Raw genomic sequence first — 21,022 nt, 5'->3', positions numbered from 1 at the left:
TTTTAATGCTAAAATTAAAGCTTTTAGAGCACAATTTAGAGGGGTTAGAAATATAGAATTCTTCCTTTTTAGACTAAATATTTATGCTTAATTTTAAAATCCCACAACTTTTGGCGTTGATCCTTAATTTTTTATTTGCATCCAATTTAGCAGCCTAAAAAGAAAAAACCCTATAAACAGTGTGTTTACAGGGTTTTTAAGTGGTACCTCCAGGAATCGAACCAGGGACACAAGGATTTTCAGTCCTTTGCTCTACCAACTGAGCTAAGGTACCATTGCCTTAGCGGATGCAAATATAATATGTTTTTTTATATCTCCTAATATAAATTGTAAAAAAATGTATTGTATTTTTGAAATTATATAAAATGTTAGAATGAATCTTATAATTGATGTAGGAAATACAAGAGTAAAAGTAGCTGTTTTTGAGCAGGATATAATTGTTGAGTTGCAGATTTTTGATAAAAAAAGAATTTTATCCGAAGTAAAAAAAATCTCAAAAAAATATCATATTACTGATGCAATTATATCATCTGTTGCATCAATCTCACTAAAAGATATCAAAAAAATAGAAGAAATCGTTCCGCTAACACTTGTTTCATCTACGATAAAAACACCATTTCAGAATTTATATAGCACACCAAAAACATTAGGTGTAGACCGAATTGCATTGGTTTTTGGTGCTATAATTAAATACCCAAAACAAAATATTTTAATTATTGACGCAGGTACGTGTATTACTTTCGATTTTATAAACAAACAAAAAGAATACTTAGGAGGTGCAATTTCTCCAGGAATAGAAATGAGATATAAATCGCTACATCAGCTTACAGCAAAATTACCTTTATTAGAAAAAAAAATACCCGATAATTTTATTGGAAATAGCACAAAAGAAAGTATAAATTCTGGGGTTGTAAATGGTGTAATTCATGAAATTGATGGGTTTATTTATCAATATAAAGAAAAATATTTAGATTTAACAGTGGTTTTAACAGGTGGTGATGCAAATTTCTTGTCAAAACAATTAAAAAGTAGCATATTTGCCAATCAAAATTTTCTCCTAGAAGGATTAAATAAAATATTGATTTTTAACAAAAACGAATGATTAAAAATATTGTAGTAAGTATTTTACTATTAACGTCTGTTGTTATTGTGGGGCAAAGAACAAGTTCTTCTCCATATTCTTTTTTTGGTATTGGTGATGAATTTAGCACAACTACAGTAGAACAAAGTGCTATGGGAGGTATAGGCGTGGCTTTTAGTCATTATAAATATCTTAATTTCACAAACCCTGCGGCTTATGCTAATTTAAGATATAGTACCTATTCTATAGGTTTGTTAAATAACGATTTAACTGTTAAAACTGCAGATACAAAACAAAGTAGTACTTCTACAACCTTATCATATATAGCCCTAGCTTTCCCTATTGGCGATAAAGCTGGCTTTTCTTTTGGTATGCAACCAATTTCTTCAGTTGGCTATTCATTGTCTAATATTCAATACGAAAGTGATGGAGTTACTTTCTCAGAAGCTACTATATTTGAAGGTAGTGGAGGTGTAAACAGGTTTTATGGAACTTTTGGTATAAAAGTGTTCAAAGGGCTTTCTTTGGGTATTGAAGGAGATTTTAGTTTTGGAAATTTAGAGAATTCCATTGTAAATCAAATTGCAGATGTGTCTTTAGCTACTAAGTACAGAGAATCAACTGAGGTAAGAGGAGGTTCTGTAAAACTAGGGGCTCAGTATGAATATCCACTAAATGATAAATTAGTTTTAACAGCTGGAGCAACAGCAAGATTAGGAAATGATTTGAATGTTGATGGAGAAAAATTGACCTATACTTTTAGTGGTTCAGAAACTGTAAAAGATACCCTTATCAACTCAAATGGAGATAAGGTAATTGCTATTGATGGGAAATTTAATTTGCCCTTAAAAACTACTTTTGGTGTAGGTGTTGGGCAATTAGATAAATGGTATGCAGGGATAGAATATGAAAGTAAAGAAGCTATATCAGCTACAAGTGTTTTTGCCAATACAACAGCATACAGTCTTGGAAAAGCAAATAGAATCTCTTTAGGAGGTTTTTATTTGCCGAAAATTAATTCTATTTCAAGTTATTGGAATAGAATAACGTATAGAGCCGGTTTTCGTTACGAAAACACAGGTTTGTTAGTAAATAATGTAACAAATAACTCTAATTTTACAGAAATTAAAGACTTTGGCATATCTTTTGGTCTAGGAATACCGCTAAAAGGTTTGTCTACAATTAATACAGGATTTGAATTTGGTAAAAGAGGAACCATAGAAAACAATTTAATCGAGGAAAATTATTTTAATTTTAGATTAAGTTTATCTTTGTCAGACAAATGGTTCGTCAAAAGAAAAATAGATTAACAGAAAAACTATCAAAATGAAGAAAATTACGTTTTTACTAGCAGCAACAGTACTCCTGATTACTGCAAAAACTAACGCACAAGACGATGCAAACCGTGAGTGTTTGATTAAATACAACCTTTTTAAGGGAGATTTTAAATCAAAAAAATATGAAGACGCTTACACGAATTGGGTGTATTTAATGGATAATTGCCAAGACTTGTCTGTTAATATTTATAAATATGGTGCAGATATTGCACAAGATGTAAAAAAAGATCCAGTACTGGCAAAAAAAGTATACGAACAAAGGTTCAAATACTTTCCAAACCATGATGATGTAAAAAATAATCTAGCAAAAGTACATAGTGATTATGCTACTTATCTTATGAAAAATAAGTTAGCATCTGATACAGAGGTTTTTAATATTTTAGAAAAGGCTTATAAAATTTCACCTAAAGATATGAGTGTTAGGAATATTTATAAGTATTTTCAAGGAGTAACAGATAAGTACAAAAGTACTGAGCCACAAAAAGTTTTTGATACTTATGATGATGTAATTGAATCTGTTGGAGAAAAATTAGACGATTACACGAAGAAAATCAATAAGTTAACCCAAGACTCAACAAAAGTATTAGATGCTAAAGAAAAAAGAAGACTAAGAGCTTATAGAATTAATTCAAAAGCATTAGGTCAAATTGAAGGTGGATTAGATAAAATGATAATCGACTTAGCAACCTGCGAAAATTTAATTCCATTATATAAAAGAGATTTTGAGAAAAATAAAACCAATGTAACTTGGTTAAAAAGAGCTGTATCTAGAATGTTTTACAAAGGATGTCAAGAAGATCCTTTATACGCAGATTTAGCTAAAGCTTATGCAGAAGCAGAGCCATCACCAGAAGCATACGCATTTTATGCTAATGTTTTAGAAGATAATGGTGATGCTAGTGGTGCAGCTGCAATGAGACAAAAATCTTTTGATTTAGAAACAGATCCTTTAAAGAAAGCAAAATACAAGTTAAAGTTTGCTGAAGCTGCAAAAGCAAGAGGTCAGTTGTCTAAAGCTAGAAGTTTGGCAAGAGAAGCGTTAAAATTCAATAGAAATTTTGGTAAAGCTTATTTATTTATTGGTAGATTATACCAGTCTAGTGTCAACAATTGTGGTTCTAACGAGTTCGAAAAAAGAATGGTATATGCAGCAGCTTTAAGACAAGCAAGAAGAGCATCATCTGTAGACCCAAGTATATCTTCTGTTGCTAGAAAATATATTGCAACATATAAAGCTAACTTACCAAGTAAAAAAGTAATTTTTACAGAAGGTGTTAAAGCAGGAGATTCTTTTACAATTAAATGCTGGATTGGAGAAACTGTAAAAGTTGCTACTAGCGACTAACACATGAAGCAAAATTTTAAAATAATATTAAGAAGTGCTACTGTTTGTTTTATAACAGTAGTACTTTTTTCTTGTACAAATAACACCCAAAAAGCAAGAGATTTCTTAGCGGATAAAAATTTACCAATTGGTAAATCTAAAAATGCATTTCATGTGTATAAAGATTCTGGGAGAATTACTTCTAAATTAATCACACCTTTGCTGTTAGATTTTACGAATAGAAAAGAACATCCTTATAACGAGTTTCCATCAGGAATTAAAATCGTAAATTTCGAAAATAAAGGAACAGATTCTGTAACTATTACAGGTAATTATGCATTATCTTATGAAAAAACATCGGTGTCAGAAATTAAAGGTAATGTTGTAGTGGTTAATCATACAGACCAATCCGTTTTAGAAACAGACCAATTGTTTTGGGATCAAAAGACAAAGTATTTTATCTCTGAAAAAGCATTTAAACTTACAAAACAAAATGATACTATTTATGGTATTGGTTTCGAATCTAAAGACGATTTAACGAAGCATTTGGCAAAAAAAACTACAGGGAAACTAGAAACAAAAGAAGATTGATTGATATGAACAAAATTTGGAAATTTTTTCAGTATGGCTATTTAATGGTTGCGTTTATTTGTTTGGTTGAAGGTATAGTGCGTTGGAATTCAGATAGAAATAGATCTTATTTCTTTCTTGGTTTTGCAATCTTTATTACTTTAGTATTTTTCTTTAAAAGACATTTTAGAAAAAAAGTTCAAAAAAGAAATGAGCAAAATAAGCACTAATTTACCCTTTTAATGGAGGTTGAACTCATTATTATCATTCTATCTATTCTACTATCTGCTTTTTTTTCAGGTATGGAAATTGCATTTGTTTCTGCAAACAAAATGCATATAGAGCTAGAAAAAAAGCGAGAAGGTTTTATACCTAAAATACTTTCTAAAATCACTCAAAAATCATCTAAATTTATTACTACCATGTTAGTGGGTAATAATATTTCTTTGGTTATTTACAGTTATTATATGGGCGAGTTTTTAATTCGATTTATACCCAAATCAGTATACAACGAATTTTCAATCTTACTTATACAAACCATTATTTCTACAATTGTTATTCTAGTAACAGCAGAATTTTTACCAAAAGCAATATTTAGGGTTTACGCTAACGAGGTGATAAAATTGTTTGCTTTTCCTGCCTATATTTTCTATTATATTTTTCATTTTTTTTCTGAATTTATCACTCTAATTTCAGATTTTTTACTTCGTGTTTTTTTTAAAACGAATGAGGCAGAACAACAAACCGAATTTAGTAAAGAAGAGCTAGGAAATTACATTAACGAACAATTAGAAACAGGTAGTGATGATAATGAGATGGATTCTGAAATCCAAATTTTTCAAAATGCTTTAGAATTTCATAATGTAAAAGCAAGAGAAATTATGGTACCTAGAACTGAAATTATTTCGGTAGAAATCCACGATAAAGTAACCAATTTAAAAAATGCATTTATAGAAACAGGTTTGTCTAAAATTTTAGTATACAAAACCTCTTTAGATGATGTTTTAGGGTATGTAAATGCTTTTGAGTTATTCAAAAAACCGAAAACCATAAAATCGATTTTACTACCTGTAGAAATTGTGCCTGAATCTATGATGATTAACGATATACTAAATACACTAATGAAAAAAAGAAAAAGTGTAGCAGTGGTTGTAGATGAATATGGGGGAACTTCGGGTATGATAACTGTAGAGGATATAGTTGAAGAATTATTTGGCGAAATAGAAGATGAACATGACTCTCAAGAATTTTTAGAACAAAAAATTACAGATACCGAGTTTCATTTTTCTGCAAGATTAGAGGTAGATTATTTAAATGAAGAGTACGATTTAGAAATACCAAAATCTGAAGCATATGAAACACTAGGAGGGTTTATTATAGAGCACACAGAAAATATACCAGAAGAAAAAGAACAGATTGAAATTGAGGGGTTTCGAATAGAAATTCTTAAAATGAGTGGAGCTAAAATTGTTGAGGTTTCTTTAAATAATTGTAAAGAGACAGATTAATTTTTTAATCACTCGTTAATCTTATAAATCAACCCTTTATTAATAGCGAATAACTATAAAATGGTTTGCGGAATTAAAACCAAAAATCGTATATTCGCCCACTGAAATTAAATTAATATAGTATGGCAGTATTATCTAAAATTAGAGAACGTTCAATGTTCTTAATTATCATTATTGGATTGGCACTTTTTGCTTTTGTATTAGACCCATCAACACTTGGAGATTTTTTTAATTCTAGCAAAGTTAATGAAATTGGCGAAGTAGATGGTGAAGCTATTTCTAGACAAGAATTTGCAAACGAATTAGAATCATATAAACAACAAACTGGAGGTAGAGTATCTGAAATGCAAGCTGCAAAAACCGTTTGGGATAATATTGTACGAAAAAAAATATACTCAAATCAATTAGAAGAAGCTGGTATTACAATTGGTGAAGCTGATGTTTGGAATGAAATTGTGAATGCACAATTTGTACAAAACAATCCTCAATACCAAAATGAAGCTGGTTTGTTTGATGAAACTAAATTCAAACAGTTTTTAGCAAACGAAAAAGAAAATGGTACTCAATTATGGTCTCAGTGGTCTAATTATATGAACCAAATTAGAGATAATGCAGAAAGAGATACTTACAATAATTTAGTTACAGCTGGTTTAGGAGCATCATTAAAAGAAGGAGAATTAGCGTATATGATAGATAATACAAAGTTAGATGCTAAATTTGTGTATGTACCTTATACATCAATTGCAGACAGTTTAGTACAACTTAAAAAATCTGAAGTAGAAGCTTATATTAAAGAACATGCAGATGAATTTAAAGTAGATGCTACTAGAGATATTTCTTACGTTAAGTTCGATATTAAAGCAACCCCAGCAGATGAACTTGCTATTAAAGATGATATTACTACTTTAATTGAAGATTTTAAAAGTACCGAAAATAATCAACTATTTTTATCAGAAAACGATTCAGATATTAATTTAAATACAAACTTTCAATTTAAAAGTAATTTAAATCAAGTTATTGCAAACACTATTTTTGAAGGAAATAAAGGAGATGTAATTGGCCCTTACAAGGATAAAGATTTTTTTAAACTCTCTAAAATAACAGCAGTTACTCAAATGCCAGATTCTGCAAGAGCAAGCCATATTTTAGTGCCATTTGTAGGTGCTCAAAGAGCTGCTCCAGACGTTACAAGAACAGAAGATGAGGCAAAGCAACTAGCCGATAGTTTGTATAATGTTGTAAAAAGAAGTAGAAGCAAGTTTAGCGATTTAGCTAAAGAATTTTCATCCGATAAAGGCTCTGGAGCAAAAGGAGGCGATTTAGATTGGTTTAATTATACTAGAATGACACCTGCTTTTAGAGATTTTGTTTTTGAAGGTAAAAAAGGAGATATGGGTGTTGTAAAATCACCATTTGGTTTTCATATCATTAAAATAGACGACCAAAAAAATAAGCAAAAAGTATTAAAACTTGCCACTTATGGTAGAAAAATAGTACCATCTGAAGCAACTGAAAATGATGTTTTTAGAAAGGCAGAAGAGTTTGCGTTAGCTGTTTCTAAATCAAATGATTTTTCTGAAGTTGCAAAAGAAAATAACTACAAAGCTTTACCTGCGGTTGGTTTAAAAGCTTTAGATGAAAATGTACCAAGTTTAGGGAAAGAAAGACAAATTGTAAGTTGGGCATTTAATACAGATACTAAAATTGGTAGTTTTAAGCGTTTTGACTTAGAAGGAAGTCACGTTGTTGCTTACGTAACAGATGTAGCTGAAAAGGGTTTAATGTCTGTTGAAAAAGCAGTAGGCAAAGTAAGACCTATTTTGATAAAAGAAAAGAAAGCAGAGTTGCTAAAAGAGAAACTAGAAGGAGATGATTTAGATAAAATAGCTAAAGACAACAATACTAGTATGAGAGTTGCAAACAAAATTACATTAAAAAGTCCAACTTTATCTGGCGTTGGTGTAGAGCCAAAAATTGTAGGTGCAATGTATAATGCTGAGTTAAATAAAGTGTATAATGCAGTAGTAGGAAATAGAGGTGTATATGCATTTAAAGTAACTCAAAAGGAATTACCAACTGCATTGCCTAATTATGATGCAAACCGAAAAAGAATAACGGATACTAGAAAAAGACAGACCTATAAAATATATGAAGCTATTAAAAAAGCATCAGATATTGAAGATAACAGAGCTGTAATGTATACAAACTAAAATATAATTTGTAAATTATACCTAATAAATAGGCTGTCTGAAAAGTATTATTACTTGTCATTTCGACTGTAATTCAAAAATCTTATGTATCGATAATCATTGTATAGATTTTTCAATTTCGAAAAAAATGGCATAGGAATCTGCTTTTCAGACAGCTTTTTTTTATGATTTGTACCAAATGAAACGACTAGCATTTGATAAAACAAATGATATGGTGTTTTGTCAATTACTTCTTTTTTAGTTTAGATAGATTTGTCTCTTAAACATGAATTGATTGTCATTTCAAACATTATTAAAAAACAAAATAGCTTTTGTTATTAAGTACATTTGCAAGTAAATAATGAAGTTGAGAAACATCATTTTTGGTTTTCTCCATTATAGCCGAAATAATTTTATCAGAAAGAATAGAGACCGTAATGTATTAATTAATCTATAGGTAATTTCCCGTTAAGTATATAAGCAAAATAAGCCTCTTCAATTTTTAGAAGAGGCTTACTTTTTATTTAAAACGAGGTGCTATAATATTGTTATTCTCCGAGTAAATGCAGTTCTGTAAATTCCTTGTCTAATATAATAGTTTGTGTACCAACGTTTTCTAAACTGTCTATAGATATTTCTACATTATCTATTTGAACTGCTGTAATGGTAAAAGGTAAATTGTGTAGAACTACTTTAAACTTTTTATATGCAGCATCAAAGGTACCTTGTTTATGTTGTTGTAAAATAAATTCTTTCTTTTTACCAGTTACCTTAAAAGTACGTAAACTATACCTGCCTTTTTTATAATCATACCCATCATGAGCATCATCATATAGTTGAGATTTTTCTTTACCTTTTTTGTAGTAAACGTCTAAAGTAATTTCGTTAAAATCTTTTTCTCCTACATATTGTTGTACAGGATATTTAGGAATAACAGCACCTTCTTTTATAAAAATAGGCATACTGTCTAAATCTGCATCTACCCAAGTTTCTTTACCTCCGTCAATTACTTCGTCAGTCCAGAAATTATACCATTTTCCTCTTGGTATATACATTCGTCTTCCTTTAGAATTTGGCTCTTGAATAGGGCAAACTAAAATATGTTCTCCATATACAAATTCATCACTTCTATAATGCGTTTGTTGATCTTCTTGATCAAACAGTACTAAAGATTTTAAAATAGGAGTTGCATTGTTTATATGATTCCAAAAAGCAGTGTATAGATAGGGTAATAATTGATACCTAAGTTCTACAAATTTTCTTACAATATCTGTAATTTCATCACCAAATACCCAAGGCTCTTGGTCTCCATGATCTCCAGAAGAGTGTACTCTGCAAAACACATGAAAAACACCCAATTGAATCCATCTTGCAAATAATTCTCCTTGAGGTTGTTCTGCAAAACCACCAATATCAGATCCTGCAAAAGAAAATCCAGACATTGCCATTCTTTGTGCTTGGTTATTAGCAATTGCTAAATGTTCCCAAGTAGCCACATTATCTCCCATCCAAGTAGAAGTATATCTTTGTGTACCAGAGTACGCAGCTCTAGTAATTACAAAAGGACGTTTTGGATACGAATATTTCTTTAATCCATGATACGTAGCACGTGCCATTTGCATTCCGTAAACATTGTGTGCTTTTCTATGAGAGCAATGGTTGCCATCATAATCATGACGCACATCATCTGGAAAAGATTTGTTTGGCACATCCATAACAGCTGGCTCATTCATATCATTCCAAACACCTTTAACCCCAATGTCTTCAATTAATTCTTGGAATAAACCAGACCACCACTCTCTAACTTCGGGTCTTGTATAGTCTGGAAAATAACACTCTCCAGGCCAAACTTTACCTTTCATATATGGGCCATCTGCACGTTTACAAAAATAATCTTTATCTAAAGCTTCTTTAAAAACTTCGTATTCTAAATCAATTTTAATTCCTGGATCAATAATAACAACGGTTTTAAATCCATCATCTTCCAGTTCTTTTACCATCCTTTTAGGATCAGGAAAATAATTTTTATCCCAAGTAAAACAACGGAAACCATCCATATAATCGATATCTAAATAAATAGCATCACAAGGAATTTGTAAATCTCTAAATGTTTTGGTGATTTCTTTTACGTTACTTTCTGGGTAGTAACTCCATTTACATTGATGAAATCCTAAAGCCCATAGAGGTGGTAATGCGTGTGGTTTTCCTGTTAAATCTGTATAGTTTGCAACAACATCACTCATTTGTGGGCCGTAAATAAAGTAGTAATTCATTTCGCCACCTTGTGCCCAAAAGCTAGTTACATTTCTACGTTCTTGTGCAAAATCGAAATGTGTTTTAAAAGTATTGTCAAAGAAAATACCGTATGATTTATTATGATGAATAGAGGTGTAGAAAGGAATTGCCTTATAAATAGGATCTGTATTTTTACCAAAAGCGTACGAGTCTGTTACCCAGTTTTCGAAACGTTTTCCTTTTAAATTTACATCTACGGGTTTGTCTCCTAAGCCATAATAACTTTCTGCTTTTTGAGAAACTTTACTCATTTTTACGATATCTCCACCAAATTCATAACTTTCTTCCCAATGAAACCCAATTTCATCTTCATTGATTAAAACCATGTCTAAGGCATCATATAAGCGTATTTGTAAACTTAGTTTTTCAACCTTACAAATTAACTTAGAAGTGGTTACAATGTAGTGTGTATCATCTTCAGAAACGTCTAAAAAGTTGTAGCCTCTAGAAGCATGAATGGTAACACCGTAAGAAAAGTCATTTTCAAATTTTCCTGTGGTAGAATATCTAAACCTAAGTACACTATCTCTTACAACTGTAAGTTGTAAAATAACGTTGTTTTTTGTTGTGAAGTAGAGCGTATCTACATCTTTTTTATAGTCTATTATTTCTGATGGAAATAAATTTCCTTTCTGTTCTAATTCTGTATTAACAATCATAGTTGTTGTTTATGTTAAGCTTATAAAAATCGTAAAATTACATGTAAATTTAAATGTAAACTACTTTTTTTTACGATATCGAATTCGTTTAAATTGGTGCTAAAAATATTGCATATTTATTTAAAAATAAGTTTATTAGCACTTGTTTTTAAAGAATTTTTAATGTCTTAATAATTCTTGTTTTTTTTATAAAGTATCAAAAAAAAGAGACTGGTTTTTGTTAAATTCTTATTGTTCTTTAAAAGTTAGTGGTGTTATCTAAATTTAAAAGCAACCATTGCTAATGGTGGTAGGTTTAACTCAATAGAGTTTTGTTTGCCATTCCACACTTTTGCATCTGAATTTAGATTTTTATTTTGATAGTTTCCTGTACCATTGTATTTTGTAGCATCACTATTAAAAACTTCTTTTAAAGAGCCAGCTTTTGGTAAACCAACTCTATAATTTTCTCTAGGAATTGGTGTTAAGTTTAAAACAACAATGATATTATCTTTTTCTGAATTACCTTTTCTAATATAAGACATTACCGAGTTTTCATGATCTCCATGATCGATCCACTCAAAGCCCTCGTATGAAAATTGTTTTTCAAATAGTGCTTTTTCTTTTTTATAAAATGCATTTAAATCTTTAACTAAGGCTTGGGCTCCTTTATGAACATCAAATTGCAGTAGATGCCAATCTAAACTTCCTTGAAAATTCCATTCGCTTGTTTGGCCAAATTCGCCACCTTGAAATAAGAGTTTGGTTCCTGGGTGTGTGTACATTAGGCCGTACATTAATCTTAAATTCCCAAATTTTTGCCATTCATCACCAGGCATTTTACTCACAATAGCTTTTTTACCATAAACTACTTCATCATGCGAAAGTGGTAACATAAAGTTTTCTGTAAAGGCATAATTTAAGCTAAAAGTTAAATCGTTTTGATGGTGTTTTCTATAAATAGGTTCTTTGGCAAAGTAAGTTAAAGTATCATGCATCCAACCCATCATCCACTTCATTCCAAAACCTAAACCACCATCGTAAATAGGTTTAGATACTTTGGGAAAAGAAGTTGATTCTTCTGCAATAGTTTGTACATCTGGAAACGATGCGTAAACTTCTGAATTCATATCTTTTATAAAGTCGATAGCCTCTAAATATTCACGACCACCAAACATGTTTGGTTCCCATTGACCATCTTTTCTAGAATAATCTAAAAATAACATAGAAGCTACAGCATCTACTCGTAAACCGTCTGCATGATATTGATCTAACCAAAAAATAGCATTGCTAATTAAAAAGGCTTTGATTTCGTTTCTACCGTAATTAAAAATTAAACTTTTCCAATCTTGATGATATCCTTTTCTACGATCTGGATGTTCGTATAGATGTGAACCGTCAAAAAAACCTAAGCCATGATCGTCTGAAGGAAAGTGCGATGGCACCCAATCTAACAAAACACCTATTCCTTTTTCGTGAAATTTATCTACCAAATATTTAAACTCGTCTGGATAACCAAAACGCGATGTTGGTGCAAAATATCCTGTTAGTTGATAGCCCCAACTTGGTTCGTAAGGATATTCCATAATTGGCATAAATTCTACATGTGTAAAATTCATTTCTGCTACATAATCTACCAACTCTTCAGCTAATTCTCTATAACTTAAAAATCGGTTTTCTTCAATTTGTTTTTTCCAAGAACCTAAATGGACTTCGTACACAGAAAAAGGAGCATCTAAAGCATTGTTCTTTTTTCTGTTTTTCATCCATTTTTTGTCTTGCCATTCGTAATCATCTTTCCAAACAACAGAAGCTGTTTTTGGTGGATGCTCGCATCTTCTGGCAAACGGATCTGCTTTTTCTGTTATAATATTATTGTTAGAACTTTGTATTTTGTATTTGTAAATACTTCCTTTTCCAACATTTGGTATAAAACCTTCCCAGATTCCACTACCATCCCAACGAACGTTTAATTTATGTTCTCCTTCTAACCAAAAGTTAAAATCGCCTACTACTGCAACAGATTTAGCACTGGGTGCCCAAACTGCGAAATAGGTGCCTTGTTCACCATCAACATTTATAATATGAGAACCAAATTTTTCGTATAAGCGATAATGCTTACCTGCCTTAAATAGGTTGATATCAAAATCTGTAAAAAGACTGTGTACTTTAGTTTGTGCCATAGTTTTATGAGTTCAAAATATTTGCGATACCTTTTAATGGAATAATTGTCCATTTAGGTCTTGAGTTAAGCTCGTAACCTAACTCGTAAATTGCTTTTTCTAATAAGCAATATTTTAATAAATAAATTCTTTCGTTTGTATAGCCAATAGATAAATTGGCTTCTTGTGTAATTTCTCTGTAGGTTTCTAAAAAAACAGCTACCATATATTTGTAGAGTAGTTCTCCATATTCAGAAAGTTCTTCTAGTGTTTTAGAATAACTACTATGATTGTTAAAAATGGTAGAATAAATTGCGTAGTGAAATGACCTGAATAAGCCTGCAACATCTTTTAAAGGGGGTTGTTTTACTTTACGATCTCTAATGGTGCTTTCTGGCTCACCTTCGAAATCTAAAATGCAAAAATCGTTATCTTGTACTAAAATTTGCCCTAAGTGATAATCACCATGAATTCGAATGCGTTCTCCTTTTAGTTTCGTCCAATCAAAATTCACCAATCGTTTTCTAATTTCATTTTTATGATGTAAAAAATACTTTGCCAATTGTAAAGAATATCCTTCTAATTTGTGGAGGTTATTTTCGGTTAAATTCAATCTATTTTGAAACTGATAGGTTAATCTATTTTTTAACCAAACAGTATAATCGCCATTAAAACGAGTAGGAGTAAACGCAGTTTCTTCGAACTCAGAGCCTAGGGCAATATGCATTTCAGCGGTTCTTTGTGCCAATAATTTAACTTTACCAAATAAATTTAAGCCTACCCAATCTACAATTTGCGCTGGCAATTCTATTATTTTTTTTCTTTTAAATATTTCTATATCAGGTAAATCTTTAAGGTTGATGTTTTTACTTTCTATAGTTGTATATATTTTATGAATTTCTTTTAGGAAATAATCCCAAGCATCGCCATTATTGGGCACTAATTTTTGCATTAAAGCAATGGTAATGTTAGTGTTTTCAGAATCTATAATATTCATACTTCCTAAATAAGGAGGTGTGTTTTTAAATTCTTTTTTGTCTGATAAAAAACGACTCATTTCATAGTCGGGATTTTTATCAGCATAAATTCTTCTAAAAAATTTAACTATAAAAATATCATTATAAACAATAGAGGTGTTGCTTTGTTCTGCTCCTAAAAACCTTGAAGAGGTGTATTCTGGAAAAGAAAAGTTTTCTGTTTTATGATATTGAACAGGTGTTTTGTCTACAGGCAATGCTGTACAAATTCTTTCGTAAACTACTTTTCTAAATGATTCTAAATGCATAGCATCTATGATAAAACCTTCTTGATTTTTGAGTTTTAATGGTAAAATTTTGCTTTCTTTAGCAAAGGCTTCGTCGCTAACAAAGGCTATGGGTAAAAAGTAATGATGGTAAAAAGCTTCTACAAAATTTACTTCTAAAATTAAGCCAAAATACACTTCGTTTTTATGTTGAATTCTAAAATATTCACTTAATTCTATATATTTTAAGTGACTAGATTTACCTCCATACCAACGTTGTTTTAAAATATAATCTTCTAAAACATCAGATAAAAACTTTTCTATAAAATTTTTATCTTCTAAGATTTCTTCCCATTTTTTTGGTGATGAAAAAAGAGAAGACTTAGAATTGATGTTTTGGTTTAAGCTCATATTTATTTATTGATTTTAAAGATGTGTAATGGTAATGTAGCATGCAATTCTACATAATTCCATTCGTTATACCAATCGTAAGAATTTCTGGTTACTAAATCAAGAACTTCTACTTTGTGGCCATGGTTTATACCAAGGTCTTGTAAAGGTAATTGTACTGAACCAGATTGCGAATTATAGGCGTCTAAGCTAATAACGGTTAGTGTTTCGTTAGTTCGATCTTGATTCCATTTATAGAAAGCAATGAGCTGATTGTTTTGTGTTTCTAAAAATTTAATATTGTTTGTTTGTTGATACGATTCGTTTTCTTTTCTAATGGTATTTATTTTAGAAATTAATGTAGTAAGTTTATTTTCTTTGAACCAATCATAATTGCAGAGTTGAAACTTTTCGGACATGTAATATTCTTCTTTACCAGCAATAGGAGCGTCTATTCTTTGTTCAAAAACAGGGCCATAAATACCGATATTAGAACTTAGGGTAGCTGCTAACGCATAGCGTAAAATGTACATACTTTCAGGAGCACCTTGCAGGTGATAAGGGTTAATATCTGGCGTATTTGGCCAAAAATTAGGTCTCATGTATTCTTTTTGTTCTGTTTGAGTTAATTCTGTCATGTATTCTATTAACTCATGTTTCGAAATACGCCATGTAAAGTAGGTATAACTTTGCGTGTAACCTTGTTTGGCTAATTGCTGCATTACTTTAGGCTTTGTAAAAGCTTCTGCTAAAAACAAAACATCAGGATGTTGTTTTTTTACTTCTTCTATAACCCAACCCCAAAAATAGTAAGGTTTTGTATGTGGGTTATCTACCCTAAAAACTCGAATACCACAATCAATCCAATACAGTAAGGTGTCTAAACACTCTTTCCAAAGGTTTTTGTAATCTTTACTTTCCCAGTAAATTGGTAAAATATCTTGGTATTTTTTTGGTGGATTTTCTGCGTATTGTACAGTACCATCTGGCCTCCATTTAAACCAATCTGGATGATCTTTTACCCAAGGATGATCTGGCGCAGCCTGTAAAGCATAATCCATAGCTATTTCTATACCTAAGTTTTTTGCTTCATTTATTAAGTGTTTAAAGTCGTCTAAAGTTCCTAATTCTGGATGTATATCTTTATGTCCACCATATTGTGAACCAATACCCCAAGTTGAGCCCACATCACCATCTTGAGCAACTGTGGTGTTGTTTTTTCCTTTTCGATTTACTTCTCCAATAGGATGAATAGGAGGGAAGTACAATGTATCAAAACCCATTTTTGCCACTCGAGGCAGTAATCTATGACAATCTTTAAACGTACCATGTTTCCCTTCTTCATCTGATGCTGATCTTGGAAAGAATTCGTACCAAGTAGAAAAACGTGCTTTTTCTCTATCTACATAAACTTGTAATTCTGTTGTTGTTTGAGTGAGTAATTTTTCAGGATTTTCAACTAGTATTTTTGTAAGTCTTTCAGAAATAGCTTCTTTTACGGCCTCATTATATGTTTCTGAGTTTTTAAATATAAAAATTAAATGAAGCAGATAATTTTTATCATCTTCGCTTACTTTATCTAAACTTTTTTCTAACAGTTCGGCTCCTTCTAACAGTTCGGAATTAACATGTTGATTGTCATCAATTTTTCGGTGAATACCATGTTGCCAGTTAAGCGCATAATCTACCCAACCCTGTATTTTATAAGCGTAATAACCTTGTTTTGTTGTTGTAAAACTTGCTCTATACTCATCATTAATAGTAGGTTGCATTCGAGTTTCAGACCATTGCTTTTCAGAACTATGTTTATATAATAAACTGGCTTGTAAAATATCATGTCCGTCCACTAAAACGTCTGCTGTTACATTTACTATTTCATTAACAACCCTTTTTATAAAAGCGGTTCCATTATTTATCTGTGGAGCAACATTTTCTATAACAATTCTACTTTGGTTTAGCATTGATTTTTTGTTTGAAAAATTAGTGTATTATGTTTATCCTATATTCATTCCATTAGGTATTGTTGCGTCTTTTTTAATTACAACAATTCCATCTTTTACCATATATGTATCTGTTTCTGTATCTTTAATATGTTTTCCTCCATTAATTCTTACATCATCTCCAATTCTACAGTTTTTGTCAACGATACAGTTATGAATATAGCATCGATCTCCAATACCCATCATATTATCTATATTGTTTTTTGCTACTTCTTCTAGAGTTTCGTAATAATCATTACCCATCATATAGGTGTTGGATATTAAGGAGTTTTTACCAATTCTTGAACGAATACCAATAACAGATCTTTCTATTTTTTCTGCCTGAATAATACAACCATCACCAATAACGGCTCTGTTTAAAATAGAACCAGATATTTTTGATGTAGGTAAAATACGCGCTCTAGTGTAAATTCCTTTTTCGTTGTATAAATCAAATTGTGGCACATCATCTGTTAAACCTAAGTTGGCTTCAAAGAAAGAATCTATATTACCAATATCTTCCCAATAACCTTCATATTGATAGCTTAGGGTTTTGTGATTCTCAATAGCTTGAGGTATAATTTCTCCACCAAAGTCGTTAGTATCAGGATTTTCCATCAACTTTTTCAACAAATCTCTATTAAAAATATAAATACCCATTGAAGCAAGATAGTTTCTACCTTGAGATCTCATTTCATCACCAACATCTGAGGTCCAATCTTTTAACAAATCTTCTCCAGGTTTTTCGATAAAAGAAGTAATAATATTATCTTCATTTGTTTTTAACAACCCAAAAGAAGTTGCATCTTTTGCGTTAACAGGATATGTAGCAATAGATATTTCTGCACCACTTTTTTCATGTTTATCAATCATATCGTTAAAGTCCATTTGATATAATTGATCGCCAGAAAGTATTAATGCGTACTCAAAATCGTTTTGCAAAAAATGGTGCATACTTTGCCTTACAGCGTCTGCTGTTCCTTGAAACCATTTATCACTATGTATGGTTTGCTCTGCAGCCAAAACATCAACAAAAGCAGAACTAAAAAAACTAAAATGATATGTATTTTTAATATGTGCATTTAAAGAAGCAGAGTTAAATTGCGTTAAAACATACATTCTTTTAATATCGGAATTGATACAATTAGAAATAGGAATATCTACCAATCTATATTTACCCGCAATAGGTACTGCAGGTTTTGATCTGTCTTTAGTTAGTGGGTATAATCTAGACCCTTGGCCTCCTCCTAAAATTATTCCTAGTACTTTGTTATTTATCATTTTTGATTTATTAGTGATTCGTATAATTCTTTTGTTTGTTTTGCAATTGAAATCCAGTCGAAATATTCTTCAACTCTTTTACGGCCATTTTGGGCCATCTTATTTTTTAATGCTGGATTGTTAACTATTTTGTTTACTCCGTTTGCCAAATCTTTTGCAAATTTATCTGAATCAACAGGTTCAAAAGGTGCTGTTTTTTGCTGTTCAACAGGTACTAATATTCCTGTTTCACCATCTACAACAACTTCTTTAATACCGCCAACAGCACTGGCAACCACAGCAGTGTTACAAGCCATAGCCTCTATGTTTATAATGCCAAAAGGTTCGTAAATTGATGGGCAACAAAATACATCTGCATGAGAGTACAACTGAATAACCTCTTTTTTTGTAACCATTTTATCAATCCAAATAACATTTTTACGTGTTTTTTGAACTTCGGCAACGGCTTTTTCCATTTCTAAACCAATATCTTCGGTGTCTGGAGCACCTGCACAAAGTACAATTTGTGTGTCTGAATCTATATATTTTATTGCATTTACCAAATGAATGATTCCTTTTTGTCTTGTTATTCTACCTACAAAAAGTACATAAGGTTTGGTTTTGTCTATGCTATACTCATCTAAAGTATCTGTTTCTGAAGTGGTATTATATTGTTGAAGGTTTATACCATTGTAAATAACTTGCACCTTATTTTGATCAACATTAAAATGTTTTAAAACGTCTTCTTTGGTTTCTTCTGATACTGCAATTAGAGCATCTGCCATTTCAATAGCGGTTTTTTCAATCCAAGAAGAGGCATCATAACCACGGCCTAATTGTTCTCTTTTCCAGGGTCTTAAAGGTTCTAAAGAGTGGGTTGTGATTACTAAAGGAATACCATAGCATAATTTTGCAATAATACCTGCAAAATGTGCATACCAAGTATGGCAATGTACAACATCAGCATCTATAGCATCAGCATTCATATGAAGTCCTGTGCTTAAGGTTTTAAATACTGCTTTTAATTTATCATCTGCATTATTAAAAACAGGATTCTCGTAAGGAAAGCCTTTAACAGTTAAATTTCGTTGTTTTGAATCTTGGTCTCCAAAACAACGCACATCTATATCAATTAATTTAGATAATTCGTCTGCTAGATATTCTACATGAACTCCTGCACCACCATAAACATAAGGTGGGAATTCTCTAGTATAAAAAAGGGCCTTCATAAAATTTTAAAGTTTAGATTACTTGTTTTTTTAAAAACTAAAAGATAAGAAAATCCTATTAAAATTATAAAAAAGAAAGATTATTTATTTTTTAAGTATAAAATTTATGAAACTGATAATAATAAACTTACATCTAAATGTTTTTTATAAAATTATCACTCATATTGAAAATATGTAGTGAATATATTAACTGCCAATACATAAAAATTAACTATTTCTTGATTTATTAATTTCGTCTTGTAGTTGTCTTCTTAATTTTTGTTCTCTTTCTAATGATTTTTTTCTGTGTTGTTCAAATTCTTGCTCAACATCTAATAAATTATTTTTTGCTTCTTTGGTGAGTACATTACTTCTAAAAAATTTAAAAATAAAATAGAAGAGCAATAAAAGTGATATGACAATAATACTCCAAAGTAACAAGTTGTATTTTATTTTACTCAGTTGAATGCCAAATAAAGAAATTGAGTTTTCTTTTTTGTTAGATGCTACTAAATCTGCTTGAGTTTTAGAAAGTAGTTCATTGGTGTTTTTTACTTTCTCTCTTTCAGATTTTAATAAATTTTCTTTTTCAGTGATTTGAGTTTTTAGGTTTTTTATAGTGTCTAAAACATTTCTTTTTAAAATTTGATATTTATCTTTACTAATAACCTTGTAAACTTGGTAAGTGGTGGAAATTCTATAAATCTCATCAAATTGACCTTGAATAGAAGTGTCTTCCTTAACATCTTCTGTTTCTTGACTTAGAACAGAAAAACTAAAGGATATAAAAAAAATAAATATAAATTTTAATTTCATTATTGTAAATTTTGCAATGTAAATTTAAGAAAAAAACCCAAATGAAAACATTTAGTTTTCAACTAAAAAACAATTATTTAAAACTTTTTTTATTAAGAATTTTTAAACAATTTAGAGGTTGTAAGCTTTACTTTATTTCATTTTCAGTTGAGGTTTTTTATATTTTGATGAAATAAAGGTTTTGATGGGATATTTAGAGCAGTGTAGTAATAAGAAGTAGATTTAACTTTTTTAAGCTTATACAAAACCTAGGATTATTATTTAACAAAAAACCCAAACAAAAAGTTTGGGTTTTAAAAAATAAGCAAGTATTAATATTTATTTTATTTTGTCTACAACTGCCTTAAAAGCTTCTGGGTTGTTTACTGCTAAATCTGCTAAAACCTTACGGTTTAATTCGATATTATTAGCTTTAACTTTACCCATAAACTGAGAGTAAGACATTCCGTTTAAACGAGCTGCTGCGTTAATACGCGTAATCCATAAAGAACGGAAGTTTCTCTTATTGTTTTTTCGGTCTCTGTATGCGTATAGCATACCTTTTTCAACCGCATTTTTTGCTACTGTGTAAACGTTTTTTCTACGTCCAAAGTAACCTTTTGCTGCCTTCAAGATTTTTTTTCTTCTATTTCTTGAAGCTACTGAATTTACTGATCTTGGCATAATTCAAATTGTTTTTTGTAGTAGGCGACTATAAAATTACGAATGACTAATTACGAATTGAATAATTCTTAATTGAAAATTCATAATTCATAATTCTTTTTTTGCCTAACTCCATGGTTAATAATTAAATTCCCTTATTAAACTTATTGTAAGTTTAATTGTTGTTTAATGTTAGCTTCATCAGACTTGTGTACTAAAGTGTGGTGAGTTAACTTTAATTTACGTTTTTTAGACTTCTTTGTTAAGATGTGACTTTTAAACGCGTGCTTTCTTTTTAATTTACCAGTACCCGTAACTTTAAATCGTTTTTTGGCACTAGATTTTGTTTTTAATTTAGGCATTTCTCCTTCGTTTTAACT

15 protein-coding genes and 1 tRNA gene are annotated in these 21,022 nt (G+C 30.5%); 6 read left to right on the top strand and 10 right to left on the bottom strand.

What is annotated here, in order from left to right; all coding sequences use genetic code 11:
• Positions 1-201 precede the first annotated feature (201 nt).
• Positions 202-274: transfer RNA gene (locus ACW9UN_RS03860), tRNA-Phe, on the bottom strand.
• A gap of 99 nt (positions 275-373) precedes the next feature.
• On the opposite strand from ACW9UN_RS03860, the gene ACW9UN_RS03855 reads away from it, so the two are divergent.
• From ACW9UN_RS03855 to ACW9UN_RS03830, 6 genes are all read left to right on the top strand, one after another.
• Positions 374-1,102, top strand: a complete 729-nt coding sequence (locus ACW9UN_RS03855; RefSeq protein ID WP_459484031.1) for a type III pantothenate kinase — start codon at positions 374-376, stop codon at positions 1,100-1,102.
• Positions 1,099-2,391 (top strand): BamG family beta-barrel-assembly machinery protein, encoded by a 1,293-nt coding sequence (bamG, locus tag ACW9UN_RS03850; RefSeq protein ID WP_459484029.1) that lies wholly within the window; start codon positions 1,099-1,101, stop codon positions 2,389-2,391. The genes ACW9UN_RS03855 and bamG overlap by 4 nt, the downstream gene beginning before the upstream one ends.
• A 16-nt stretch (positions 2,392-2,407) precedes the next feature.
• Positions 2,408-3,763, top strand: coding sequence for a tetratricopeptide repeat protein (locus tag ACW9UN_RS03845; RefSeq protein ID WP_459484028.1), 1,356 nt, complete (start codon positions 2,408-2,410; stop codon positions 3,761-3,763).
• A gap of 3 nt (positions 3,764-3,766) precedes the next feature.
• Positions 3,767-4,333: an LPS export ABC transporter periplasmic protein LptC gene (gene lptC, locus ACW9UN_RS03840; protein WP_459484026.1), complete on the top strand. Its 567-nt coding sequence runs from the start codon at positions 3,767-3,769 to the stop codon at positions 4,331-4,333.
• Positions 4,334-4,554: 221 nt separating this feature from the next.
• On the top strand, positions 4,555-5,820 hold the full coding sequence (locus tag ACW9UN_RS03835) for a hemolysin family protein (protein ID WP_459484023.1): 1,266 nt from the start codon (positions 4,555-4,557) through the stop codon (positions 5,818-5,820).
• Between the two features lie 122 nt (positions 5,821-5,942).
• A complete protein-coding gene (locus tag ACW9UN_RS03830) occupies positions 5,943-8,030 on the top strand; it encodes a peptidylprolyl isomerase (protein ID WP_459484021.1) in 2,088 nt (695 codons plus the stop codon).
• A 527-nt stretch (positions 8,031-8,557) separates the two neighbouring features.
• Here ACW9UN_RS03830 and ACW9UN_RS03825 read toward each other — a convergent pair.
• The 9 genes from ACW9UN_RS03825 to rpmI form a co-directional block, all read right to left on the bottom strand.
• Positions 8,558-10,963 carry a glycoside hydrolase family 31 protein gene (locus ACW9UN_RS03825; protein ID WP_459484019.1) on the bottom strand — a complete coding sequence of 802 codons (2,406 nt, stop codon included), beginning with the start codon at positions 10,961-10,963 and terminating at the stop codon, positions 8,558-8,560.
• A 254-nt stretch (positions 10,964-11,217) separates the two neighbouring features.
• Positions 11,218-13,125, bottom strand: a complete 1,908-nt coding sequence (gene glgB / locus ACW9UN_RS03820) for a 1,4-alpha-glucan branching protein GlgB (protein WP_459484016.1) — start codon at positions 13,123-13,125, stop codon at positions 11,218-11,220.
• A 4-nt stretch (positions 13,126-13,129) separates the two neighbouring features.
• Positions 13,130-14,758, bottom strand: a complete 1,629-nt coding sequence (locus tag ACW9UN_RS03815) for a trehalose synthase (RefSeq protein WP_459484014.1) — start codon at positions 14,756-14,758, stop codon at positions 13,130-13,132.
• Between the two features lie 2 nt (positions 14,759-14,760).
• Positions 14,761-16,698 (bottom strand): alpha-1,4-glucan--maltose-1-phosphate maltosyltransferase, encoded by a 1,938-nt coding sequence (locus ACW9UN_RS03810; protein ID WP_459484013.1) that lies wholly within the window; start codon positions 16,696-16,698, stop codon positions 14,761-14,763.
• Between the two features lie 33 nt (positions 16,699-16,731).
• Entirely contained in the window at positions 16,732-17,997 is a 1,266-nt protein-coding gene (locus ACW9UN_RS03805; RefSeq protein ID WP_459484011.1) for a glucose-1-phosphate adenylyltransferase, read from the bottom strand.
• Positions 17,994-19,205, bottom strand: coding sequence for a glycogen synthase (gene glgA, locus ACW9UN_RS03800; RefSeq protein ID WP_459484010.1), 1,212 nt, complete (start codon positions 19,203-19,205; stop codon positions 17,994-17,996). The genes ACW9UN_RS03805 and glgA overlap by 4 nt, the downstream gene beginning before the upstream one ends.
• A 207-nt stretch (positions 19,206-19,412) precedes the next feature.
• Positions 19,413-20,000, bottom strand: a complete 588-nt coding sequence (locus ACW9UN_RS03795) for a hypothetical protein (RefSeq protein WP_459484007.1) — start codon at positions 19,998-20,000, stop codon at positions 19,413-19,415.
• Positions 20,001-20,318: 318 nt separating this feature from the next.
• Complete coding sequence (gene rplT, locus ACW9UN_RS03790; protein ID WP_068355457.1) at positions 20,319-20,663, bottom strand: 50S ribosomal protein L20; 345 nt, start codon at positions 20,661-20,663, stop codon at positions 20,319-20,321.
• A 143-nt stretch (positions 20,664-20,806) separates the two neighbouring features.
• Complete coding sequence (gene rpmI / locus ACW9UN_RS03785; protein ID WP_459484005.1) at positions 20,807-21,004, bottom strand: 50S ribosomal protein L35; 198 nt, start codon at positions 21,002-21,004, stop codon at positions 20,807-20,809.
• Positions 21,005-21,022: the final 18 nt, after the last annotated feature.

The organism is Polaribacter litoreus, from assembly GCF_054584775.1.
The sequence above is the reverse complement of the archived record's forward strand: the minus strand, read 5'-3'. Positions and strand labels throughout refer to the sequence as shown.